This is a genomic window from Nocardia mangyaensis, assembly GCF_001886715.1.
GTDB classification, from domain to species: domain Bacteria; phylum Actinomycetota; class Actinomycetes; order Mycobacteriales; family Mycobacteriaceae; genus Nocardia; species Nocardia mangyaensis.
In genome coordinates, this window is record NZ_CP018082.1 from 5018483 (window position 1) to 5041571 (window position 23089).

25 protein-coding genes and 2 pseudogenes are annotated in these 23089 nt (G+C 65.6%); 19 read left to right on the forward strand and 8 right to left on the reverse strand.

What is annotated here, in order from left to right; all coding sequences use genetic code 11:
* Positions 1 to 19: 19 nt before the first annotated feature.
* From BOX37_RS22850 to BOX37_RS22860, 3 genes are read left to right on the forward strand one after another with little or no spacing between them, the layout of a single operon-like run.
* A complete protein-coding gene (locus tag BOX37_RS22850) occupies positions 20 to 766 on the forward strand; it encodes a DUF4194 domain-containing protein (protein ID WP_071929420.1) in 747 nt (248 codons plus the stop codon).
* A complete protein-coding gene (locus BOX37_RS22855; RefSeq protein ID WP_071929421.1) occupies positions 763 to 4137 on the forward strand; it encodes an ATP-binding protein in 3375 nt (1124 codons plus the stop codon). The genes BOX37_RS22850 and BOX37_RS22855 overlap by 4 nt, the downstream gene beginning before the upstream one ends.
* Complete coding sequence (locus tag BOX37_RS22860) at positions 4124 to 5347, forward strand: DUF3322 domain-containing protein (RefSeq protein ID WP_071929422.1); 1224 nt, start codon at positions 4124 to 4126, stop codon at positions 5345 to 5347. The genes BOX37_RS22855 and BOX37_RS22860 overlap by 14 nt, the downstream gene beginning before the upstream one ends.
* Before the next feature lie 1564 nt (positions 5348 to 6911).
* Here the strand turns inward: BOX37_RS22860 and BOX37_RS35850 are convergent.
* Positions 6912 to 7034: a hypothetical protein gene (locus tag BOX37_RS35850; RefSeq protein ID WP_276207211.1), complete on the reverse strand. Its 123-nt coding sequence runs from the start codon at positions 7032 to 7034 to the stop codon at positions 6912 to 6914.
* 80 nt (positions 7035 to 7114) lie between these two features.
* Between BOX37_RS35850 and BOX37_RS35855 the strand changes: the two genes are divergently transcribed.
* The 6 genes from BOX37_RS35855 (at position 7115) to BOX37_RS22885 (ending at position 9622) form a co-directional block, all read left to right on the forward strand.
* Complete coding sequence (locus BOX37_RS35855; RefSeq protein ID WP_276207212.1) at positions 7115 to 7249, forward strand: hypothetical protein; 135 nt, start codon at positions 7115 to 7117, stop codon at positions 7247 to 7249.
* 105 nt (positions 7250 to 7354) lie between these two features.
* Positions 7355 to 7564 carry a hypothetical protein gene (locus tag BOX37_RS22865; protein ID WP_071929423.1) on the forward strand — a complete coding sequence of 70 codons (210 nt, stop codon included), beginning with the start codon at positions 7355 to 7357 and terminating at the stop codon, positions 7562 to 7564.
* Between the two features lie 25 nt (positions 7565 to 7589).
* Positions 7590 to 8078: a hypothetical protein gene (locus BOX37_RS22870; RefSeq protein ID WP_071929424.1), complete on the forward strand. Its 489-nt coding sequence runs from the start codon at positions 7590 to 7592 to the stop codon at positions 8076 to 8078.
* Positions 8075 to 8386: a hypothetical protein gene (locus tag BOX37_RS33420; protein ID WP_084760003.1), complete on the forward strand. Its 312-nt coding sequence runs from the start codon at positions 8075 to 8077 to the stop codon at positions 8384 to 8386. The genes BOX37_RS22870 and BOX37_RS33420 overlap by 4 nt, the downstream gene beginning before the upstream one ends.
* A 13-nt stretch (positions 8387 to 8399) precedes the next feature.
* Positions 8400 to 9197, forward strand: coding sequence for a hypothetical protein (locus BOX37_RS22880; RefSeq protein ID WP_071929425.1), 798 nt, complete (start codon positions 8400 to 8402; stop codon positions 9195 to 9197).
* Positions 9182 to 9622, forward strand: coding sequence for a hypothetical protein (locus tag BOX37_RS22885; RefSeq protein ID WP_071929426.1), 441 nt, complete (start codon positions 9182 to 9184; stop codon positions 9620 to 9622). Before BOX37_RS22880 ends, BOX37_RS22885 begins: the two co-directional genes overlap by 16 nt.
* A 62-nt stretch (positions 9623 to 9684) precedes the next feature.
* Here the strand turns inward: BOX37_RS22885 and BOX37_RS34200 are convergent, their stop codons facing one another.
* The gene (locus tag BOX37_RS34200) at positions 9685 to 9852 is read right to left on the reverse strand and encodes a hypothetical protein (protein ID WP_156910496.1); all 168 of its coding nucleotides are present in this window, start codon (positions 9850 to 9852) and stop codon (positions 9685 to 9687) included.
* 327 nt (positions 9853 to 10179) lie between these two features.
* Between BOX37_RS34200 and BOX37_RS22890 the strand changes: the two are divergent.
* A pseudogene (locus BOX37_RS22890) lies at positions 10180 to 10439 on the forward strand (transposase); the annotation flags it as partial.
* Between the two features lie 306 nt (positions 10440 to 10745).
* Complete coding sequence (locus tag BOX37_RS22895; RefSeq protein ID WP_071929428.1) at positions 10746 to 11723, forward strand: NAD(P)-dependent alcohol dehydrogenase; 978 nt, start codon at positions 10746 to 10748, stop codon at positions 11721 to 11723.
* 106 nt (positions 11724 to 11829) lie between these two features.
* Here BOX37_RS22895 and BOX37_RS22900 read toward each other — a convergent pair whose 3' ends face one another.
* Entirely contained in the window at positions 11830 to 12357 is a 528-nt protein-coding gene (locus tag BOX37_RS22900) for a YceI family protein (RefSeq protein ID WP_071929429.1), read from the reverse strand.
* On the reverse strand, positions 12354 to 12689 hold the full coding sequence (locus tag BOX37_RS22905) for a hypothetical protein (RefSeq protein ID WP_071929430.1): 336 nt from the start codon (positions 12687 to 12689) through the stop codon (positions 12354 to 12356). The genes BOX37_RS22900 and BOX37_RS22905 overlap by 4 nt, the downstream gene beginning before the upstream one ends.
* 134 nt (positions 12690 to 12823) lie before the next feature.
* Between BOX37_RS22905 and BOX37_RS22910 the strand changes: the two genes are divergently transcribed.
* Together BOX37_RS22910 and BOX37_RS22915 are read left to right on the forward strand one after the other, a co-directional pair.
* The gene (locus BOX37_RS22910; RefSeq protein ID WP_071929431.1) at positions 12824 to 13792 is read left to right on the forward strand and encodes an AAA family ATPase; all 969 of its coding nucleotides are present in this window, start codon (positions 12824 to 12826) and stop codon (positions 13790 to 13792) included.
* The gene (locus BOX37_RS22915) at positions 13786 to 15753 is read left to right on the forward strand and encodes a helix-turn-helix transcriptional regulator (protein WP_156910497.1); all 1968 of its coding nucleotides are present in this window, start codon (positions 13786 to 13788) and stop codon (positions 15751 to 15753) included. The genes BOX37_RS22910 and BOX37_RS22915 overlap by 7 nt, the downstream gene beginning before the upstream one ends.
* A 78-nt stretch (positions 15754 to 15831) precedes the next feature.
* On the opposite strand, the gene BOX37_RS22920 is transcribed toward BOX37_RS22915, so the two are convergent.
* Positions 15832 to 16851: an alpha/beta fold hydrolase gene (locus BOX37_RS22920; RefSeq protein ID WP_240505011.1), complete on the reverse strand. Its 1020-nt coding sequence runs from the start codon at positions 16849 to 16851 to the stop codon at positions 15832 to 15834.
* Between the two features lie 113 nt (positions 16852 to 16964).
* Between BOX37_RS22920 and BOX37_RS22925 the strand changes: the two genes are divergently transcribed.
* From BOX37_RS22925 to BOX37_RS22940, 4 genes are all read left to right on the forward strand, one after another.
* Positions 16965 to 17564: a helix-turn-helix domain-containing protein gene (locus BOX37_RS22925; RefSeq protein WP_071929433.1), complete on the forward strand. Its 600-nt coding sequence runs from the start codon at positions 16965 to 16967 to the stop codon at positions 17562 to 17564.
* Between the two features lie 61 nt (positions 17565 to 17625).
* Positions 17626 to 17958 carry a hypothetical protein gene (locus BOX37_RS34205; RefSeq protein ID WP_156910498.1) on the forward strand — a complete coding sequence of 111 codons (333 nt, stop codon included), beginning with the start codon at positions 17626 to 17628 and terminating at the stop codon, positions 17956 to 17958.
* Between the two features lie 85 nt (positions 17959 to 18043).
* Complete coding sequence (locus BOX37_RS22935) at positions 18044 to 18502, forward strand: IS110 family transposase (RefSeq protein ID WP_071929435.1); 459 nt, start codon at positions 18044 to 18046, stop codon at positions 18500 to 18502.
* A gap of 469 nt (positions 18503 to 18971) precedes the next feature.
* Positions 18972 to 19235, forward strand: a complete 264-nt coding sequence (locus BOX37_RS22940) for a hypothetical protein (protein ID WP_071929436.1) — start codon at positions 18972 to 18974, stop codon at positions 19233 to 19235.
* 203 nt (positions 19236 to 19438) lie between these two features.
* On the opposite strand, the gene BOX37_RS22945 is transcribed toward BOX37_RS22940, so the two are convergent.
* Both BOX37_RS22945 and BOX37_RS22950 read right to left on the reverse strand, forming a co-directional pair.
* Entirely contained in the window at positions 19439 to 20029 is a 591-nt protein-coding gene (locus BOX37_RS22945) for a hypothetical protein (RefSeq protein WP_156910499.1), read from the reverse strand.
* Between the two features lie 22 nt (positions 20030 to 20051).
* Positions 20052 to 20414 carry a hypothetical protein gene (locus BOX37_RS22950; protein ID WP_156910500.1) on the reverse strand — a complete coding sequence of 121 codons (363 nt, stop codon included), beginning with the start codon at positions 20412 to 20414 and terminating at the stop codon, positions 20052 to 20054.
* A 255-nt stretch (positions 20415 to 20669) separates the two neighbouring features.
* Between BOX37_RS22950 and BOX37_RS22955 the strand changes: the two genes are divergently transcribed.
* The gene (locus BOX37_RS22955; RefSeq protein WP_071929439.1) at positions 20670 to 22082 is read left to right on the forward strand and encodes a carboxylesterase/lipase family protein; all 1413 of its coding nucleotides are present in this window, start codon (positions 20670 to 20672) and stop codon (positions 22080 to 22082) included.
* A 105-nt stretch (positions 22083 to 22187) separates the two neighbouring features.
* Here the strand turns inward: BOX37_RS22955 and BOX37_RS35980 are convergent.
* Positions 22188 to 22664 (reverse strand): annotated as a pseudogene (locus tag BOX37_RS35980) (site-specific integrase); the annotation flags it as partial.
* 172 nt (positions 22665 to 22836) lie between these two features.
* On the opposite strand from BOX37_RS35980, the gene BOX37_RS34210 reads away from it, so the two are divergent.
* Positions 22837 to 22977 carry a hypothetical protein gene (locus BOX37_RS34210; protein ID WP_206045701.1) on the forward strand — a complete coding sequence of 47 codons (141 nt, stop codon included), beginning with the start codon at positions 22837 to 22839 and terminating at the stop codon, positions 22975 to 22977.
* The last annotated feature ends 112 nt before the right edge of the window (positions 22978 to 23089 follow it).

Below are 23089 nucleotides of genomic sequence, written 5' to 3' on the forward strand. Positions count from 1 at the left end.
TGCCCCATCCTTCGCCGACGTGTTCGGCGACGATCTGTCCGGCCAGGGGAACGCGGCGTCGCTCGCCGATCAAGTGCGACTCGATCCGGACGCCGTGTTCACTGGCGATGACGAGAACGTTGGGGCACGGGTGAACGACGACGCTCCCGCCGAGCGTTTCGACGGTGACACCAGCGAACTGCCATCCGAATTGTGTTGGACACTGCAAGAATTGGTGACCGCGCCGCACATTACAGAGAAGTCCAGAAGCTGGCCGGTGGTCCTGCAGTACGAACAGCCCCTGCGGTCGCGATTGTCGGAGCTCGGTCTGATTCTCGAGATCAACCGCGAGTTCCGGTACGCGTTCACCCGACAAGCCGAGGACCCCAGCCCGCGTAGCCGTACCTTGCTGCGCGCCAAAACGCTCAGTCTGGCGGCAAGTGCACTGGCACTGTATCTGTATCGGCTGTATGTGGTTTCGCCGGACGATCCGATCGTCGACCGCGCTGATATGGTCGAGCATCTGCTGGCCTACCGGCCGAGCGACGATACCGACGAGATCAGATTCCGCGACAAGATCAATGCGGCAATCCGGTCGCTCGACGAAGCCGCAATCATCAAGCCCATCAAGGGGAACAGCGATCGATTCACCATCTACGGAGTGATCACGGCTCTCCTGACCGCCGATCAGGTGGCCGCACTCGAAGCTCGATACCGGGCGATCGCCACAGGGGAGTCGGCACCGTCCGCGGATGGTGCCAGCGCGCAGGAAGAGGGATCCGAATGACCGAGCCCGCATCATCGCGCACCGTGCATTTGGGCCAGTTCCGCCTGACGCGACTACAGGTAGTGAACTGGGGAACCTTCTGCGGCTATAAGGACTTTCGCATCGACGATCGCGGGGTGCTACTCACCGGCCCGTCTGGATCCGGCAAATCCTCGCTCATGGACGCGCATTCACTGGTGCTGCTACCGACCCACGACCAACGGTTCAACGCCTCAGCCGACCTCACCGCGCGCGGTTCGAAACGCAATACCCGTACCGTCGCCGACTACGTCCGCGGCGCGTGGTCGGAAACCAACGACGAGAACGAACATTCACAGGTCCGCTACCTGCGTGGCGGCGCGCCCACCTGGTCCGCGGTTGCGACCACCTACGATGACGGCCAAGGAGCTGTCACCACGGCGGTCGTCGTGAAGTGGTTCACCGGCGTCGAGAATGACGGCGCGGCCATGAGCACCCTGCATCAACTCAACGACGGCGACTTCGATCTGCAGGAGCTCAATGGCTGGGCTGACCGCACATTCGACACCCGATGGTGGAAGAGCGTCAATCCCACGGCGCAATTCCCGCCGACTCAAGACAAGTACATGACCGAACTGGCCAAACGCATCGGCCTGAGCAAATCGCGCACCGCGCTAGCGCTGCTCGGTAAAGCGAAAGCAATGAAGAACGTCGGCGATCTCAACCTCTTCATTCGCGACAATATGCTCGACCGCCCCGACACCTTCGACGACGCCCAGCACATGCTGTCGGCGTTCACGCCTCTCAACGAAGCCTACGAGACGGCAAAGCGCGCCAACGCGCAAGCCCAGGTGCTGCATGATCTTCCCGAAAGCTGGCGGACATACAGGGAATCCGCGCACATGATCGACCGGGCTACCAACCTGCGGGGAGCGGGACTCGAACGGTATGTGCGCGGGCTTCTGCTCTCGGCGATCCAGCGTGAACTCGACGAGATCGACACCGAGGTCCAGAGCCTCGATGCGGTGATCGGCGACCAGAAGGCCCGTAGCGAGGCCGCCCGCGCGGCTCTGATCGACCTGCAAATGCAGCTCAACAAGGAGAACCAGAGCCTGCGCGCCCTCGAAACACGCCACGAAGCGCTGCTGGACCAAGCGCGCGCGGCCAAGCTGCTGTACCGGCAATACAGCGGGCATGTGACGAAGCTGGGCGAACCGTGCCCGCAGGATCCCGAGGGCTTCGAGCAGTTGCGAACCCGGCTGCCGGAGCTGCGCTCCGTGGCGGCTGCGCGCGCGGGAAATCTCACGCCACCAACCCATACCGCCATTGCCGCCGAGTACATGGCTGCCAAGGCGCACCGAGAAGCCGGGGAAGAACTCGCCCGGCTGCGTTCGGCGAAGTCCCTGATGCCCGGCCCTGCCATCGAACGGCGGGCCCGCATCAGCGCGGAAACCGGTGTGCCAATCGCCGACCTGCCCTATGCCGCAGAACTGATCGATATGGCCGAAGGCCACGAACGCTGGCGGGCAGCCGCGGAGAAGGTGCTACGCAGCTACGGCATGCGGATGCTCGTCCCGCAGCGGCACAAGGAAGCGCTACGTCGCTTCATAGACCAGCACGATATGCGCGGAGTCATTGAATACAGCGTCGTCACCGCAGTCTCCGCGCACGAGCCGCGCCCCTTGCCCACGACCCTAGCGGGAAAACTCACCGTCGACCGAGACCATCCACATGGACGATGGCTCGCCGATCAGCTGACCCGCCGCTTCAACCACGTCTGCGTCGAATCCGCACACGACCTCGACGATCATCAAATAGCCGTCACAGTCAACGGCACCGTGAAACTGCACGCCAACCACTACCGCAAGGACGACCGCCCCGAGCTGACCAGCACGTCGAGCTACATTCTCGGAGCCAACACGATCGCCAAACGTCGAGCGCAGGAAGCGGAAGTCCAGCAGCTCGCCGATGAGAAGAAGATCGCCGAAGACACCGCCCGGGACCTGCAGTACCAACTCGAAGAAGCCAACCGGCACCGGGACGCCGCCACCGAGCTCACTGGCTTCACCACTTGGACGGAACTGGATTACTGGACTCCCGACCACGAAGCGAGCGAGCTCAGTGACCGCATCGACGAGATCCGCTCGGGCAATGTCGATTTGCAGAAACTCGAAGCCAAACGGGACAAGGCTGCCGACGAGGACAAGAAGGCTTACGGCATCTGGCACCGCACCGAGCAACGGATCATCGAAATCACGACCCGCGAAACGACTCTGGTGGACCTGCAATCCGATGAGGAACGCCGCCCCCACGCCCTCGACGCAGACGACCAGCAGTACCTCGACGAGCTATACGTCTCGACCGGTGTCATTGCCACCGTCGACACCATCGACGACGTTCGGCGCCAGCTCCGTTCGACGCTCGACAAGAGTGTCGGCATCGCCAACGGCGAACGGCAGGCCGCACGCGAGCGAGTCCGGTCGGCGATCACACGATTTCTCGACCAGTGGCGCGACAGCGCACCCGACGACAGCGGCGACGTCGACCGCAGCGGCCAGGACTTTGCAGACCTGCACGCCGAGATCGTACAACGCCGATTTCCGGAAGCGATGCGGCGATTCGAAAAGATGATCAGCGAGGACATGGTTCCCTCGATCGCCATGCTGCAGCGCAGCATCGAGAACGCCGCCACCGAGATCGAGCGACGTGTCGGGATGGTCAATGCCGGCCTGCGCCGCGTCGAATTCAACACCGGGACACACCTGCAGATCTCGTATACGACCAGCTCCTCCGTCGACAGCAAGGCCTTCCGTGCCAGCGTCGACACCCTGATGCGCAAGGCCGCCCAACTCGGCAACGACCCCCAGCGCTACGTCGAACAGTTCAAACGGGTCAAAGCACTCATGGGAAAGTTCACTGCCACCGACACCGCCGCCGAACGCTGGCGCCGCAATGTGCTCGACGTCCGCAACGGCTACGTCTTCTACGGACGTGAGGTCGAGGGTGAGATCACCAAACACACCTACCGCAACACCGCTTCTAATTCCGGTGGGGAACAAGAAAAATTGGTCGCCTTCTGCCTCGCTGCGGCACTGAGCTACAACCTCGCCGATGACCAAACCGACGCGCGCCCACGATTCGGCACCCTTATGCTCGACGAAGCGTTCAGCAAATCTGACGAGAACTTCTCCGCCCAGGCCCTGTCGGCGTTCGACGAGTTCGGCTTTCAACTGGTCATCGCAGCACCCATCCGCCTGTCAGGCATCGTTGAGCCCTACATCGGCCAAGCCATCCTGGTCGAAAAGAGACTCTTCCCCGACGGCACCCGATCGCACGGCCGCTCCGCCACTTTCGGCGAGCTTGCCACCCAGCGATTCGCCGAAAGCGACGGAGCCACCCGTGCTACGGCCTGACGAGGTTCTCGATCGACTGCACCGGCGGTTCCTCGACGAATACCCGGCATGGGCCCGCGGCAAAGGCAGCTGGCCCCTTCGCATCTCACTACAACCACCGAGCACCGCGCAACGATCCACCGCTCCGGTCGCGTGCCACGAATGGGCCGCACACTGGGCTGCCCACCCCGGCCCGGGCACCCTCGAATACACCAACCTGCGATTCCCGACCGGCACCCACCGCATGCCGAAAACGCTGATACTCCAACGACCAGGCGACGTCGCCGCGGGGCATGCCGACGACAAGCAGACATGGCAGCGGTGCGGGCAGCGCCTCACCGCCCTGCAACGCGAGTTTCCCGAGACACGCTTCACCGGCCTGGTCCGCCGCATCACCGAGCTCAAGCAACGCGACTACGACCGCCTGACCCACACCGTGCGCTGGCTACGTGCGAACCCGACCTCCGGGCTACTGCTACGACAGTTGCCGATTGAAGGCATCGACACGAAATGGATAGGCGCACACGCGAACCTGGTCCTCGCGCTGCTCGGAGACGAACCGAACCCCGAACCCTCCGACAACGAGTCACCCCAATCTCGCAAGCGCACCCTGCACACCCGACTCGGCCTGCGGGTCGTCCCCGAACTCGTCCAAGTCACCGTCTGCGATCCACAGCTGCGCCATCAGCTGGCAGGTATGCGCCACCTCGCTGCCCCGGTCGACGATCTCAACCGATGGCCGCATCATCCCACGACCGTGGTGATCCTGGAAAACAAGGAAACCGCCTTCGCAGTGCAAGATGACCACCTCGGCACGGTCATTTTGCACGGCCACGGCTTCTTCGTCGACCAATACGCCCGGATCATCTGGGTACGCGACGCCGAACGAATCATCTACTGGGGCGATATCGACATCCCCGGCCTGCAGTTCGTCAGCGACTTGCGCGGCCACGGCATACCCGCCACCACCATCCTCACCGATACCACCGTCCTCGACCGTTACCAGCATCTGCTGGTTGAAGGTGCAATGCCGCAACGTAACTCGACACCTCCGCATCTGAGGGACCACGAGCGCCGGCTGTACAACCACCTCGTCGAGCACGCGACCGAACATGGGAGAGGGCTGCTACTCGAACAGGAACGAATCCCCTGGGACGACGCCTACCCGCAGTTCATAGACGCGCTCCGGCAGGAAGGTTCTCGCCTCGACCGAAAACCTCATTCGGCCTGACTGCCGGGTCTCGACCAATCCGCCGCAAGTATCAAACGTACTTTGGGTTACGGGGTGGATCCGCATAGCGTGCGAATCGAACCGGCAGGAAGTGCATTGCTGACGAGACCAACTGAGGCCCAGGCGCAAGCCCATGCCGACGACGAGCGTGCATTGTCCCGGGACCGTTGAGCCGGGGGCACATCTAGCCTGGGGTTCTCGATGACCGTTCCGTTGCCAAGCTCATTCCTCACCGCTGCGTGGCACAAGTCGGCACAGAACAACAGTTGAGGTCACCGACGCCGGTACCCTGGTCGTTCGCTCCGGAGGCCATCAGGCTCGGAAGGTCAGCCGGACCGAGCACATGGGGTCAGGTCATACCCACGTCGACGCAGGAAAGGGCCCCTCTACTGAATCCCCGAACAACGAGCCCCCACGTCGGAATCCAGGTACTACCTAAACATTGACCAGAACTCTCGATCAGCGGGTTCAGAATTCAAGTACCCACCGACGATGATCGTCCGCTCCCCCAGCTCAGAGCGAAACCGCTTCGACTACCAGTCGACCCGAACGTACTCGAAGTCGCCCGCGTTCCAAAGTACTTCGATGTGGCCCGGCGGCGCATGACGACAGACAGATACCGCTGGGCCGCTGAGCAGGCCCCACCCGCCGCCCGTTCCCATCGCAGTTTTGTTTCTACGATTCTTCTACGATTTGCGCGCGGGTTTGCACGGGCATTTTCGGGAAAGGTCCGGCACCTTCAGGACTTTCAGATAGGTATCTAGCTGCGCAAAGAGGGGAGAACGGGAAGAGTCGAGCAATTCCGGGAACCTGCGGAAACACTGGGCTGAATTCATGACCGACAAAGCCTATACCACCGCTGACCTGGTCATCTTCGGGGTCCACCCCTGCTTTCTACGATTTTTCTACGATTTACCCACGATCCACAACACGTGTATCACCTATCTGTATTCCTGAACCGGGTCCGAGATGGGCCGTGAGAGGGTCGAGTCGACGGGCCGAGACGGACACAGATCAGGCGAAGCCGCAGGGCTGACCGCTACGCCTTCCGCGCTGCCGCGGCTCGGGTGAACCTGGGTCTGGAGGGGCCAGAGGCGTGAGATTCGGGATACCCATCAGGACGATCGGCTTCACCGACAACCGATGGCCGGGCGCGAACGCGCGGCTCCAAACCGACCGAAGAAGGATGTCGCACGGCACCAGGACACCGCGACGCCGGACCACCTGGCCCGCACACTGGCCCCCAGCGCCGCGCCTATCGGACCACTACCCAGGATCGGGCGCGGTACCCAGGTTCGAGCAGTGCGCGGACATCGCGTGTTCGAGAACAAACCGCGGTGCGGCCACTCGGCCCTCAACGGGACTGCACCGTGACGGCGACAACTCGGTCGCGGTCATCATGCAGTCGTCAGCCCCGATGACGGCCTGCCGCGCTCCGTCAGCGCCCGCAAACGCTCTCTTTCAGCTTCGGAGGCCGGGGGATCACGTCGGAGCGGGGTAGCAGCAGTGTCATCGGACACGACCGAGCATCGTTGAACCGCCCCGGGTTTGATGCGCACCGGGGTTATCTGTCTCCAGCCGGTTGCTCGGCGTGGAGTGCATAGCAGTCGGCTTCGTAGTCGTCGCGGTGATCGACGACCAGCCGGACAGCCTTGGCCTTGGTCGCTTCGTCGTACTTCGCAGGCATGATCTGCCCATCCTTCCCAAGAAAGAAGGTGGGCACCAAACCCGGGGTGGTTCAGCGGGGACGATCCCGACGACAATGCCGTGAAGCGCCTGGACCAACCCATCGTGATTGCCCGCGATCAGCGGGACACGTCCCTGGCCGCTATCGGCAAGTTGCAGGCTGTCGACCAGCAGAACGCGGGCGATATCGCGGCCAACGGCAACGGCATCCCCTGACCTGAAGTGAGGAGTCCAACAAGAGGATTCGATGCCACCGCGCCGCTTTGACGGCAGGGATGGTGCCAGGTAGGTTCTGCACCAAATCGCCATAATGGGGGACGCTTGCACGAGAAGCTGCTAGAGGAAATCGCACAGTTCCACGCCTACACCCAGGCCATCGGCAACGTGATGCGACAGGCTTCCACGCTGGGGCCGGATCAGTCGAGCGGACGAGACGCCACCGGCACGGTGACGGTCACGATTCAACGATCAGGCGAACTGGCGGACCTGCGAATCGCTCCACGAGCGGTCGTCTGTCATCGACCGGGGTGATCTGGGTAAAGCGATAGTCGAGGCAGTGAAGAACGCCGAACTGGCAAGCCTGGAGGCAATCTCCGACGCGACTGCAGCCAGCGGACTCGTCGAGAGGCTCGATGGACTCAAGGTCGAAGACTTCGCTCCGACGAAGTTCGATCTGCCCGAGCCTCCTCGATATCCCACGGTCGGGGTCAACCAGCTCACCAACGAAATCCTTGACGCAGTGAACACCTCGACGGCGGACGAGCAGGCAACCTCATTCACCGGAACCCGAGAGACCGAAGATGAGCTGTACGCCTCGGTGAAACTCACGGCGACCGGCATCTCGTCGTGCACCGTGGGGCTGCCCTGGGGGATGGACCCCTCTGCGGAATCGATAGCCGCCCTCGTCTCGGAGGCGTACGCAGACGCCTTCAATGCGCGCTGGACCGCCGCGGCATCCGGAGGAAACCCGCTGGAATCTCTCGCCAACGACGCCATTCAACTCCTTGCCGCAATGCAGGTCGACCAACCCGGGAGAGCGCAGTGAGCCCCACTCCAGAACAACTCAACGTAGCCCTCGGCTCACTGCGGAACGACGCGCGCACCTGGGCGAACGAAGCAACCCAGATCGCATCGGTCAAGCCCAAGGTGGAGGCGCTGACCTTCAACCGAATCGAAGCGGGATTGTTCCAGGTCATCGTCGGCGCCAACGACGAGCTCGTTCCGAAGGTGGCACGTCTGGCCGAGCAGGCGGAAACGAGCTTCGACCAAGTCGCCGACACCATGATCTTCTGCGCCGATACGTACCAAGCCGAAGACGAAGCGGGCAAGCACCGCATCGACAACCTGTGGTAGATGGGGGATCACCATGACATTCGACGTCGCAAGCTACAACTCCATTATCGATGACATCGAGGACTTCCTCACCAAGGTCGACAACTCGATCAATGTCAAGATTCCGAACGACAAATCGGACGCCCTCGACCTGCCGTACGTTCGCCTCATACCTCCGCTGCAGAAGCTGATCAAGACTGCCGCGACCAAGCTGATCGAGGCCGCACAGTGGATGTTGAACAAGATCAAAGAGATCTACCAGGGCATCCGAGCACCGTATGAGATGTACCTCCGCAGCAACGACTGGGCGGACATTCGTCAGATCGTCACCACTACCCAGAGCGTGATCGACGCCAACAACCTCGAGGCCAACCGCACCTGGAGGGGCGCGGCACAACTGTCCTACCTGAAAACGTGCACCCAGCAGAGCGGCGCAGCCAAGTCTCTCGGCGACATCTCCGACAAGGCTCGCAGTGCGATGATGGACTGCGCGATCGGCGGAGCCGCCTTCTACGCAGGCATTCTCGCGATCACCGGCGGTTTCATCATCGGACTGATGAGGGCAATCGCGGAGATGGCGTCCGGCGTGGGTGCTGGAGTGAGCATTGCCGATATCGCCGCTACATCGGGGGTCAGCACCGCGCAGCTGTGGGCCGCTGTCGGTCTGCTGACGACTTTCCTCGGCATGCAGTACAAGGCATTCGGCGAGATAAACTCAACCCTGTCGGATAACGGAGCATTCCCCGGCGGCGCCTGGCCCGCGTCCCAAGCCTCCACATTCAACGACGCCTCGGTCGAGGGCGACAACGAGTCCAAGTGGAGGCTGAACTGACACCGAATACGACGAAGTCGAGGGCGGTCGAGGCGACAGTCCGGCTCCTCGGCCTGGTCGTCGTCGCGCTCCCGGCCGCAATAGTCGTGGCCATCCTCCTGCTTCTCGCGCCAACCGGCACTGCGGCAAAAGCCCTCCTCGGATTCGCGATGGCTGCTGCTGGGCTGTGTGTCGTTGTCTGCGCCTTGCGCCCGCCGCGGGGGGCCTGGCGGGTCGCCGTCCGGGCGGGCTTCTTCGGTGTGGCCTACCCTGCTCTCGCCATCGCGGGCGTGCTCCAGCTAATGGCGGTTCTCGACGGGCGCGCACCGGATTTCGGACCATGGCTTCTACTGCTTTTCCCGTGCACGATCTTCCTCCTCCACTCACTGCTCGAACGTTGCCTCGAAGAACCGGTCCGGTTCGGAGAGCGCAAGGCTGAGAAGTAGCCTGAACGCAGAAAAGACCCCCAACCATTCGGGAATTCCGAACAGTTGGGGGTCTTCTCGTGCTACAGCCCCAGATCCCGCAGCTCGCGAGGAATCGAGGAGACCGGGATACCGGCCTCGATCATGTTGTTGCGCAAATCCTTGACGTACTCCATCAGCAGCACCCGCGCGCGCTTCTCGTGTTCCAGCTCGGTATTGAGCCGTTCCATCATCTTGATGGCGAGGTCCACGGCGCGCTCGGAGGCTGCGACGGATGACGACTCGGTCTATGCATACACATGCCTGGCGTTCGCTGCGCGGATTCGGTGCTCGGAGAGGTGCTGCAAAAGCCCTTGGCCTCCGAAGACGGCACCGATCAGGACTGCCAGCGTCGGCCAGTCCATGGATCAGCCCTCGACGGTCTTGGGCGAATACACCGCCGCCCAGGTGTTCTCCACGGCCAGCGTGCCAGCGGTCTGAATCCCCCGGTGATTCCGGAGACTTCATCTCTTGAGGAAGGATGAAAGTCTGTGAGTTCGAGGAAGTACCCGCAGGAGTTGCGTGAGCGGGCGGTGCGGATGGTGGCGGAGGTCCGCGACCAGCACGAGTCAGAGTGGGCGGCGATCGGGGCGGTCGCCGAGTTGCTGGGTGTCGGGACCTCCGAGACCGTCCGCAAGTGGGTGCGCCAGGGTCAAGTCAATGTCGGTGCGAGGGCCGGAGTCACCACCGAGGAGTCCGCGGAGCTGAAGCGATTGCGCTGGGAGAACGAAGAACTCAAGCGCGCCAACGCAATTCTGAAATCGGCATCGATCTTCTTCGCGGCCGAGCCGGACCGGCCCCAGTGACCGGTCCACCACCGGCACCGCCAGACGCCCCAAGACCGGGGCGGTGAACCGAAGCGGGCCCGAATCTGTGACGCGCATCAGTGTTTTCAGCGCCGACAGCGCCTTGGGTAACTGCGGCCCGAAGGCGCCTCCGGTCACGAACCGCGGTCAAAGGGGTATGAGTTCGCCTTCTCTGCCCCCTTCCGAGGCGCACTGGCGTGACGGCGGCGACGTGGGCGAACGGACGGGGTCTCGGATCCGGGACACCTCGGGGCATTCCCTGATGTGCGTGGGTGGTCGCGACGCCTAGCGTTGTGGGGGTGAAGGCAATCGTGCAGCGGGTTTACGGATCATCGGCGATGTTGGCGGTGGCCGATGTCGAGCGCCCGGAAGCGTCGGCGGGAGAGGTGCTGGTTCGGGTCCGTGCGGCGTCGGTGAACGCGCGAGATTGGCATGTGATGCGGGGGGATCCGAAGATCGCGCGGTGGATGGATCGGTCGGTGTTCCGAGGCAAGGGGCCGGCGAACCTGGTGCAGGGCGGAGACTTCGCGGGGACGGTCGAGGCGGTGGGCGAAGGGGTCACCGATGTCGCGGTGGGCGACGAAGTGTTCGGGGAGGCGGTCAGCGGAGCGTTCGCGGAGTACCTCGCGGTACCGCGCGTCCTTCTCGACCGAAAGCCGAAGAATCTGAGCTTCGAACAAGCGGCGGCCGTGCCGCTGGCCGCCAACACGGCCCTGACCTGCCTGCGCCACCTCAACGCCGGGGAGCGGGTGTTGATCATCGGTGCCTCCGGTGGGGTCGGCACGTTCGCGGTCCAGATCGCCCGGGCCAGAGGTGCCGGGGTCACCGCGGTGTGCAGTACCCGCAATGTCGAGGCGGCACGGTCTCTCGGCGCCGGACACGTTTTCGACTACACCCGCGAGACCGTGACCGGCCGCTACGACACCGTTGTCGACCTGGCTGGCACGCGGGGCCTGCGCAAGCTCCTTCGCCTGGTCGAACCCACCGGCACCCTGGTCCTGTCCGGCGGCGGCAACTTCGACGGTGGCAGCTTGTTCGGTCCGGTTGGTTTGCTCGCGCTCGGCCAGCTGGCTCGGCCGTTCGTGAAACCGTCGATCCGTGGTCCGCTGGCTGCGCAGAGTCCAGCGTCGCTGACAGAGCTCCGCGAGCTCATCGAGTCGGGCGATGTCCGCCCGGCCATCGACCGGACCTATCCACTGGCCGAGACCCCCGCGGCCATCGACTACATGGAGTCCGAGCATGCCAGGGCGAAGATCGTGATCACCGTCGCCGCGTAGACGGACATGGCCGGTGCGGCACGCGACGGCCGTGGCGCGGCGGGTTGTCGACACATCGCCTTCGGCGTAGTCGCGGACCGCGGGCTCACCCTCGACGCCGGGGCATTCACCCCCTCGCCGCGGCCGGGGCAGGTGCGGTGGCCCGCAGCACGACCCGCACGGTGATGTCCACCCAGCGTCCGATCAGCACGTTCGGTGCGCGCAGCCCGAGCTGCTTGCGGTCGAGCACCGCGTGCGCGGTCAGGGCGACGGTCGTGTCGGTGATGTCGAAGCCGTCGACGGTGAAGATCAGCGGCACCGTCCTCCCCCGCGCCGACGCGACACCGGCGACGCGCCATTGCCCGTCGGTGGTGGTGATGTCTTCGGCGGTGAACGTCATCCGTGGATGCCGGTCGAGGTCGAGGAACCGTGGTTTGCGCAGGTCCCGGTCGCGCCGGGGGTTGCCGGTGCTGATCGCGGCCAGGTCGACGACGCCCGACACCGTGATCGGTTGTCCGTCCGGCCCCAGCGCGAGCAGCCCCGCCCGCACCGGTACGTTCCCGTGTACCGCGCCACCGAAGTGGGCGACCTGGAAAACGGCGCCGCTGTGTTCGGGGTCGGCGGTCCACCGCGTCCCCGCGCCCATCAGGTTCATGACCGTGCTCCTTCGGCGTAGATGGTTGCCTGGTCGCGGTGCTCGTGAACCGGGTAGATCTCGACACGGTCCGGGCCAGGCAGCAGGGCCGGGTCCTCGTCCGGCAGCAGTGCGGTGGCGAGGATCGCGGTGCGAACGGCATCCAAGGTGGCTTCGGTTTCGGCGATGCCGATCAGCACGCCCGACCCATCGGCGCGGCGCAGTTCGTAGTAGTCGAGCAGGCCCGGCACGGAGGCGAGAGCGGGCCTGATCCGGTGGGTGGCGGCGAAGTCGGCGGCCGCCAGTTCGTCCGCGCTGCGTGGGCGGTCGAACCAGATGAGATGTGCGTACATTATTTCAGCTCCTGACCTGTGATGATGCGACTGATTCCAGCTTCGTCGCGCGCGGTCGTGCCCGGATCCGTGCCAGTACGGATTCGCGGTACTGAACTGTGTGACGCGCTGCGATTTCGGCGGATACTGGTGCGATGCGGACTCCGTCGGTCGGACGGCATCAGGAGATCGCGCGGTTGCGCGCGGCGGTGCTGGCGGCTGGGTCGGGTGCGGGGCGGTTCGTGCTGGTGAGCGGCCCCGCCGGGATCGGCAAGTCATGGCTGACGGATCGAGCCGCCGAACTGGCGGCGGAGGCTGGCATGCGATCAACGCGCGGCAACGCCGTAGACGACGTGGGGATGCCGCCGCTGTGGCCGTGGCGGCGGGCGGCCCGATCGCTCCCGGAGCTGACCGCCGCGCTGAACACGGTCACCGAGCCAGGTCGCGGCGCCGCCGAGCGACAATTCCGGATGTTCACCGAGGTCGCCGATGCGCTCACCGCCGCGGCCGCGCCGACCGGGCTCCTGCTGATTCTCGAAGACCTGCACTGGGCCGATCCGACTTCGCTGGCCCTGCTCGGCCACGTCGCGGCCCACACCGACCGGGCCCAACTGCTCATCGTGGCCACCGCGCGGGAACCGGCGGGCGAAACCTTGCTCGCCTACGAACCCGACTGGCTGCGTCTGGCGCACACCCAATTGATCAGTGTCGGTCCGCTTTCCGAACAGGACGTGCGGTACTGGCTCGAATGTCATGGCCTCCGTACCGATTACGCGGCCCGCGTGCACGCCCGCACCGACGGCAACCCGCTGCTGGTCCGCCTGGTCATCGAATCGGACCCGGCGCAGTCGGATGATCCACTGGTCGCGGTTCCCGGCTTCCGCCGCCTGGTTCTCACCCAGCTCGACCGTCTTTCGGCCGAGGATGTCGACATCCTCGGTGCCGCGAGTATGCTCGGGGAACGGATCGATGTGGATGTCCTCACCGCCGTCGTCACCACCGTGGGCGACCCGCCCCAGCGGGGCACACCCGGCGAAACCTCGGCGCGGACGGAGCATCGCGGCAGCCCCGCCGAGGACGGTCGCGGCGGCGCACGGACGGTCGGCCGCGCAGCCGCGTGCTAAGGGCCATCGATGCGGCGACCGCCGCCGGTATCGTGCGTCGCTTCGCGGATGACACCAGCGGATTCACCCACGCGTTGATTCGGGACGCGGTGTACGCCGACCTCACACCCTCGCGACGGACCGCCCTTCATCGTGCGGCCGCCACCGCCCTGACCGAGCGCCGCGGCCCGGATTCCGCTGTCGCGGGGGTGATCGCGACGCATTGGCGACGCGCGAGTGCCCGCGCGGAGTCACCACCGTGCCTGGACTGGTCGCGACGGGCGGCGCGTTCGGCGCGCGAGGCGGCCGCCTACGCGGAGGCGATCCGGTTCGGGCAGTGGGCGATCGACGCCGCCGGGTCGACGGCGACCGAGGCCGAACGTGCCGAGCTGCTCATCGATCTGGCTCGTGACGAGTTCGCCGCGGGCCGGATCACGGACAGCCTCGAGCGTTGTGTTCGAGCCGGCGCCCTGGCCGAGAGCGCGGGCAGGCCCGATCTGCTGGCCGAAGCCGGTCTCGTCGTCCACGGCGTGACCGCCCCGACGGTCATGACTCAGCTGGATCAGCTCTGTGGCAGGGCTCTACACCAGCTCGACCCGGCCGAGCACGCCGATCTGATCGCGCGGATTCTAGCCCAGTACGCCCTGTCGGCCGCCGATCGCGGCGCGGGCGCACAGGCAAGGGAACTGTCGGAACGGGCGATGCGCGCCGCGGCGCGATCCACCGACCCCGACGTTGCCCTGGACGTGATCCACGCGCGGCATCTGGCGTCATCGAGCCTCGAATTCCTGGACGAGAGAATCGAACTGGCGGCCAGGGCGGTCGAGATCGCCGCCGACGCCGAACAACCACTCGCCCAGCTCTGGGGATACGCGTGGACGGCCGACGCCGCCCTGCAACGCGGCGACCTCACCGCCTTCGACGCCGCGCTCGACCACATCGAACTCCTGACCGACCGGCGTCGCCTCCCGATCGCCCGCTGGCATCTGCTTCGCTTGCGCGCGACGCGATCGGTGCTCGTCGGTGAGCTCGCCGCGAGCCTCGAATACGATTCCGCCGCGCACGAACTGGCCGTCGGCATCGGCGACCTCTCGCTCGCGGGCCTGCACCACGCGTTCCGCGGTATGTACGCGGCGATCGTCGGCCACGTCGAGCGCGCCGAACTCGACGCCGCTGTCACCGCGCTCGCCGTCGCACCGAAGATTCCTATCGCGCAACTGTTCGCGCCGATGATGCACGCGCTCGCCGGGGATCTCGACGAGGCACGTGCGCTGTTCGAACCGTTGCGGACGCTGCCCGACACGCTCGAGGTCGGCCCGCGCTGGGCAGGCACCATGCACTCGGTGGGGATCGTCGCCGGACTCCTCGACGACACCGTCACCGCCGACCGTGTCTACCGGGTGTACCGCGGCGTGGAACAGCACTACTCCGCCGACGGCACCGGGGCACTGATCTGTGTCGGCTCGCTGGCCCGAGTACGCGCCGACAATGCCAGGGTGGCCGGCCACCTCGACGAGGCTGTCGCGCTCTACCACCGCGGCCTCGCGATGGACGCCGCGATCGGTGCCAAACCCTTCGTCGCCCTCGGACATCTCGGCCTCGCTCGCACTCATCTGGCACGGGCCATCCAGCCCGGCGCACATGCTCGCGAGGTGTGCGCCGACCTGCGTGCTGCCCGTACCGCCGCCGAGCAGGCCGCCGCGGTGTTCCGTCGTCTCGGCATGTCTTACCGCTTGCTCGAAACCGATGCGCTGCTGACCGAGGTCACCACCGCCACCCGCGCTGCCGACCCGCTCACCGCCCGCGAACGCGAGGTGCACGACTTGGTCGCCTGCGGCCTCTCCAATCGCGAAATCGCCACTCGACTGGTGCTTTCCGAACGCACCGTCGAATCCCATGTGCGCAATATCCTCGCCAAACTCGGGATCGCCGCCCGCACCGAGATCCCCCGCAGACCGGCCGAAAGCCCGCATTCCGGATAGCACCGACAGGTTGCGCGGAACGGGCGCGGTCGGGCGCGCAACCGGCTCGGCCTGCCGGCCCCGACAGACCCCGGCTCATCAGCCGTCGAGGAAGCGCAGCAGTTCGGCGGTGACGAACTCAGGGTTCTCCTCGACGAGCCAGTGCCCCGCGTTCGGGACATCCGCCGCCCGCACGATGTCGGTCATCATCGGGGCCACGGTTGCGCGGACTTGGTCGAGCTGTCCCTGGGCGGTCAGCAGCAGGGCCGGGACCCGGACCGGTGCGGTCGTCACGGTGTCGCGTACGTCCTGGTCGAGGGCGCGGTAGAGCTCGAAGCCACCGGTCAGCGTCTCGGGGCGGGTGTAGGTTCGGGCGCACTCATCGATTTCGGCCTCGGTGAACGGGGAGCGGTTCGACGTTCCGCCGAAAGCCGTTCCGCCGAACGCGACCTGGGGGTAGAACAGCGCCAGGTAGTCGCGGACGTCGTCACCGACCACCGCCTCGGGCACCCGCGGCTGGGAGTGGAAGGCGATATGCCAGCTCATCGCACGGTAGGTGGCGGCGTCGATCGCGGGGCCCGGCAGGGGGAGGTCGAGGTAGCCGAGTCGTGCGGTGTCGGCCGGGAATTGGGCGGCGTACTGAAACGCGACCGCGGCACCGAAATCGTGTCCGACGATGTGGGCGTCGCGCACGCCGAGCTGTTCGGCGATCAGGGTGTGGATGTATCGCGCGAGGGTGGCTTTGTCGTAGCCGGCCGGTGTACCGGTGCTGTCACCGAGTCCGGGGAGGTCGACGGCGTAGACCGTGTGGTGTTCGGCGAGCGCGGGAATGATCGGCCACCAGCCGTACCAGGTCTGCGGCCACCCGTGGATCAGCACCACCGGGGTACCGCTACCTCCGGTGACGTAGTGCATGCGGACGCCGTCGACATCGGCGAATTCGTGGCGGAAGCTGTTCTGGAACTCGGGGTCGTTGTGGGTGACGGCGGCGTAGGAGGGAATCTCGGCGGCGGGCGTGGTGCACGCCGCGGTTCCGAGCATGAGCAGCAAGGTGAGCGCGGCGGCCGCTACGGTGCGCGCTGATCGGCGCGATGGTGGCCGGGTTGCGGTGGTCATCATGATCCGTCCTGGGAGAGGTGGGGTTCCGGGGGCGCCTTGGGTCGGGACGTATTCAGTCTTTCGGGCCCCCGGTCGCCTGGCACGAAATCTTGCGGTTCCGGCAAGATGGCTGGATGGACCGTGAAACGGAAGACGTTCTCGACGTGGTGGGTCCGCGATTGCGCGCACTGCGCCGCGACCGCGGGATCACCCTCGCCGACCTGGCCGAGAAGACGGGAGTGTCGGAGAGCACCCTGTCCCGGCTGGAGAGCGGGCAGCGCCGGGCGAGCTTGGAATTACTGCTCCCGCTGGCGCGGACCTACGATGTCCCGTTGGACGATCTCGTGGGTGCCCCGCGCACCGGCGATCCCCGGATCCATCTGAAACCGATCCGGCGGTCCGGGTTGGTGTACATCCCGCTGACCCGTCGGCCGGGTGGGGTGCAGGCGTTCAAGATGATGATCCCGGCCCGGCCGCACCCGGTGGAACCGACCCCACAGACGCATGACGGTTTCGAATGGCTGTATGTCCTCAACGGCCGCCTGCGGCTGATCGTGGGTGACCGCGACCTGACCCTGCCGTCCGGCGAGGCCGCCGAGTTCGACACCGCCCTGCCCCACTGGCTGGGTAGCGCCGACGGCGGTGCGGTCGAGTTGCTCATTCTGTTCGGCTCGCACGGAACGCGTGCGCATGTGCGCCCCGGCCCGCAGCGGTCCGAGGACGATGCGCAGTGAGACGGGTGCTCCGACGGCCCGCGGTCTCGCTACCTGCGGACCATCGGGTGTTCACGCGACGATGTCGGCGATCACCTCGCCGGGCCAGCCCGATCCGACGACGACGACCTCGACATCACAGGGCAACGAACACCGCGCTGGACCAGAACCCGACCGGTCCTCCCCCACGCCGACGGTCTTCACCCACCCCGGGATGCCACACGGCGACGACTGGCTCGACAACCTGCCCGCCTGGTTCCACAACGGCCGCAACGGCTACGACATCCGGCTGGTCCGCGACCTCGCCGCCGTCGGGATACGGACCTACGGACTCAGCGACCTCGCGAAAATCCCCACGATCCCACCCGTCTGGTCGAGAGCCATCCGCCCACAAGGGATGGCTCGACCGCTCTGATATAACTGCGACCGATCGCTAGAACCTGTCTGTGTCGGCGAGCCACCCTTGTCAATCGTCCCTCAAGCCGAGATCGGGTTGCGGTATGGCACAGAACATCTGGAGCGGCGTCGACATCGGGAAGTCGGCTCATCATTGCATCGTCATGGATGACGCCGGCAAGCAGCTGTTGTCTCGACGTGTCCCCAACACCGAGGCCGACCTGAACGTTCTGATCGACGATGTCCTAGGGCTCGCCGACGGCGGCGTAGCCTGGGCCGCCGATCTCAACCGCGGCCCCGCTTCGCTGCTGCTCACTCTGTTGCACAACCGTCAACAGCGGGTGATCTACCTGGCAGGTCGAAGGTTCCATCATGCCGCGGAGTTGTATCGCGGTGAGGTGAAGAGTGATGCCAAGGATGCCGCCGTACTCGCTGATCACGCCCGGTCGTCTCTAGATCCGCACTACCTGCCGCCGGCGGATACTGCTGCACGCCATTTGAAGGTGCTCACGGCCCGTCGCAGCATGTTGAGGAGGACCGTGTCCGCGCGATCAATCGTCTGAGAGGGTTGCTGACCGAGTCCTTCCAGCCCTCGACGCGAGTTTCAGTTCGCCAGAAGCGCGGCAGCGGTCATGCTGGTCAGCCAGTACCAGACGCCAACGGCGATCCTCCAGGCCGGAGCGGCCGGGATCGAGGCGTGGCTACAGAGTCAGGGTGCCCGTTGCTCACGCAAAATCGCTGTCGCCGCAGTCGAAGCGGCACAGAAGCAGACTGTTCAGATCCCCGGGGAACAGCTCGCAGGCGTGATCATCGGACAAATCGCAGACGACATCCTGTTACTCGACACCGCGATTGCCCAAGTCGAGCGGTCCGTGGAGGCCATCCTCAGGCGACACCCCTACACCCCCATCGTGTCGAGTATGCCGGGTTTCGGCCATGTCCTTACCGGTGAGTTCCTGGCGCAAACGGGCGGGAACATCCAGAACTACCGCAGCGCGAACCATCTGGCCTCCTGCTCGGGCAGTGTCTCCAGTGTCCAAGGACTCAGGGGCAACATCATGGGCAACAATCGTCGGCCCCGCCACTACGATCGACGGTTGCTGCGCGTCTGGCGACCTGATCGAGAACGCGCTCGATCTCTACAACAACGAGACACTCTTTGTCGAGAACGCCTATTGCGACCTGCGCCAACTTCAGCTCTACGCCGAGATCCATCACCGCCTCACCAGCCGCTACCTCGGCCGCCACGGCTACGCCCACCGGTGGCCAGAAGTCCGGTCCTGGACATGGCCCTGATGATCCCTCTCCCTCGGGCAGAAACGTAGCCTTCGGTCGGCACCTCGCGGAGGAGTAGCGGATTTCTGGCGCTTTGATGTCGCGGGCGTTCGAGATCACTGCGGCCGAGCCGTGGTTGCGGTCGGATATGGCCTGCCGTCAGGGGCACGGGATACAGCCGGGGTCTTCCGTTTTCGATCTCGCTACGCCGCCCCGGAGCGCGATCAGTCGGCGAAACGAACTACGGTCGCCTTGCGGAGCTGACCATGGAAACGGTCGCCGACCTCGTAGTCGACTCGAACCCCTGGGGCGATCGCCGACAGGTCCCCGACGAATTCGTGCTCGGAGAACCACACATCGCCCGCCGGGTCAGCGATCACGCCGACGAACCAATATCCCAGCCACCACCGGACCACCGCGTCCAGTGAACTGTCCGGTCGGTGGGCCCCGCCCGCCTGACCGTACGGGACCACCACACCTGGCTCACTCTCCCGGTGCCACCCGGAATCGCCTGGAACCAGCGGCTGGTCACCCTGGCCCTGATCTTCGGGCCAGATCATCCCGGTCTTGGACAGGATGTCGTCCTGAATGTGGCTGGCCAGCTGGCAAGCCACCGACTCCGGCGCAACCCCGGCAGCGGGACGGTATCCCATCTCGATCCCCAGATCGGGAACCCGGATACCGATCGAACTCGTAGCGGTTTCGCCGCCTAACCGATCATCGGTCTCGGCATCGATCTGCACCTCATAGCCCAGTGCGTTCGCTATGTCATCAGCCAAAAGTCGCGCCCCGACAACAGCGTTGGACTCAGTCATTTCCACGATTCTTCCACACCTCCTACGGAATGCGGCATCTGTTGAGCGGGGTGACGTACAGGTTCCTACCCGCCGCGTGGGCAGCCTCAACGTGGAACACGTCACCGGAGTTGTACCGGGTGACCCCGTCGCGGTAGCGACGAAACGCCGAATGCAAGTTGTCGTCCTTGACGTTCCATTGCGGACCCTCCGGCGCGGTGCTGTTGATGAACACCGTCCAGTCGTAGCGGCCTGGAACATCGGCATGGACGTTGATGAACCACGCCCAGCTGATAACTCCGATGGGGTCGCCGTCGTTCGACCGCCGCGTGTCCACGGTCAACTTGCCCCACTGGGCGTTGACCACATAGTTCTGGCAGGTCGGAAGACTTTGCGCTCGTGCCAACCCCGGCTCGACCAACCCCGTTGCGAGAATCCCGAGAAGCAATGCACAGGCCCGAACGGGCCGACTGTTCCGAATCATGCTGTACCCCCATGACTTTCGGGCACATCGAGAGTTCCGATGTGTCGCATGGTAGGACGGGACACGCCCAAGACCGGTTCCCTCAACAGGCAGTGACCTACAACACACCCGACATCTGATTGAGATGTGCGTTTCGGCTGATCATCACCGTCCGCTGCCAAGAGAAGCGAGCATCGTGTGGACATCGAACCTGAAATCCGCACCGCGACCGGAGTGGTACGCGGCAGATGGGAAGACCCTGTCGCGGTGTTCCGGGGCATCCGATACGCCGAACCACCGTTCGGTGCAAGACGATTCGCCGCCCCCGTTCCTGCACAGCGGTGGGACGGCATCCGGGACGCACGCCGGTTCGGTCCACCCGTGCCCCAACCAGGCAACACCGGTTCGGTGATGACGTCGCTTTCCGGCGGCACCTATCTGGAGAACAACACCGCCAACCCGCACCTGGACGCCGCGACACTCGCCGGGGCGGGCGTGGTGGTGGTCAGCATGAACTATCGCGTCGGCGTCGACGGCTTCGCCCGCATCACCGGCGCCCCCGACAACCGCGGCATCCTCGACCAGATCGCCGCATTGGGCTGGGTCCAGGACAACATCGCCGCCTTCGGCGGCGACCCATCCAACGTCACCGTATTCGGCCAATCCGCCGGCGGGGCAGCCATCGCCGCCCTCCTCGTCATGCCGAGGGCGGCCGGACTGTTCCGACGCGCGATCAGCCAATCCATGCCCGGCACCTACTTCACCCCACAACTCGCCGCCGCGATCTCGACCACGATCGCCACCGAGGCAGGCGTCCAAGCCACGGTCTCCGACTTCAGCCAGCTGCCACCGCGCGCCCTGACCGACGCGACCACTGCGGTGATCGCGAAGATGCCCGAGTTCGTCGATATCTGGGGCCCGCTGACGTTCACGCCCACCCCGTTCTCACCCCTCATCGACGGCGACGTCCTGCCGAGCGCACCGTGGAGCGCGGTCGCCGGCGGCGCCGCGCGTGGGGTGGACCTGCTCATCGGCCACACCAGAGACGAGTTCCGGCTCTACACATCCCGGCCCTGCAGCGAACCGACCCCCGCGCACATGACCGCGGCATTCCACCACCTCGCCCCCAATGCGGACGGCGACAGGCTCTACCGCACCGCCTACCCCGACGCCTCCCCCAGCCAGCGACTCGAAATACTCAGCACCGACTGGCTGTTCCGCATGCCGAGCCTGCATCTGGCCGACGCCGCCTACGCCGGCGGCGGACCCGTGTGGCTCTACGAACTCACCTGGAGCTTCAACGCCGAACAGGGCGCCTCGCACTGCCTGGACTTCCTGCTCCTGTTCGGCACCCTCAGCCCCGACGAGGTCCGCGCCCACCGAGCCGCCCATCCGAACGCCGCGAACGAAATCAACCAGGTCGGCCAGTACATGCGTGCCGACTGGGTGCGGTTCGCCGCCACCGGCAAACCCGGTTGGGCACCCTACGATCCACGGACACGAACCACCCGCGTCTACGACGCCGAACCGATCACCCGGCCTTACCCAGAAGACGCTTCGCGGCGAATCTGGTCGGCCCACCGATTCGACACCCTGGACCTCACTCACTGAAACAACCTGCACGGCAACGAATTCCAAACTGCGTGGTCGTCCTCTCCGCCGAGCCGCCGGGTCGCTGTCGGCATGGAAGCGGCGCAGCCCCTCGTCGGAAACTCGCGCGTACTTCACCAAGCTGCGCACCGAGGTGTGCCCGGACAGCTTCATCAGCACCGGCGTCGGCGCACCCTCTTCCGCGGCGTGAGTCAGGCGGGAATGGCGCAGCTGGTGCAGCGATGGGCAGGCCGGTGAGACGGTCGAGACAGCTGGGAGCGAAGGGGCCGAGCGGGCAGACCGCAGCGGTCCGGCGACCCGGCACACAGATGAAGGCGAGATTCCGCGCCCGTGCAGATGCCTTCTTGGACCCCGCCAGACGGCCGTCTGCATCGCATCCGCCCGCCAGGCCGGGGCCGCCAGCGGCGCCGCTGCCGAGACAAACCCGATATTCCGCAGGCCATGCCGGGGGCGCCACTGGTGCGTGCACGGGGCGGGTCCGAGATCGCTTGTCGCCGTTACATCTTGGTCGCTCGCGGTCGGAGGCGGAGGGCTGGCTACCCCCTCGTCGGTCGTCGCTGGCTGGGCCGCCGACGTCAGCATGCCCAGATCCAGGCCCCTGCCCCTCCTTTGGAGGGAGGGCCACCGACTGTACTGCCCACCCCCGCAGGGAAATCAGAGTAGCGGCCGCCGCGGTCGGAGGCGAACACCGTGCCCCTACTGGAAAGGTGGTGCACGGTGTTCGGAAAACGACCGAACACTACCGCCAGTCGTTGTGGAGACACCGCTCGCCGCCGACGGCGTCTCCATCGGCACCGCGACCATGGACGACCGCACCGGCCCGCTCGGCATTTGCGTGGTGACCTCGCTGTCCAACGCGGAGAAGCTGATCGACTACACCGCGCTGCGGCGGTGATCCGGGCGTTCCCCGATCGTTCTACGCGCTCCGGTTAACACCGGGCGCGCGCCGGGATATCTTCGGGCAGAACCCGCCGTGCGCCGAACCCGGGAATCCGCCGGACGGGGTG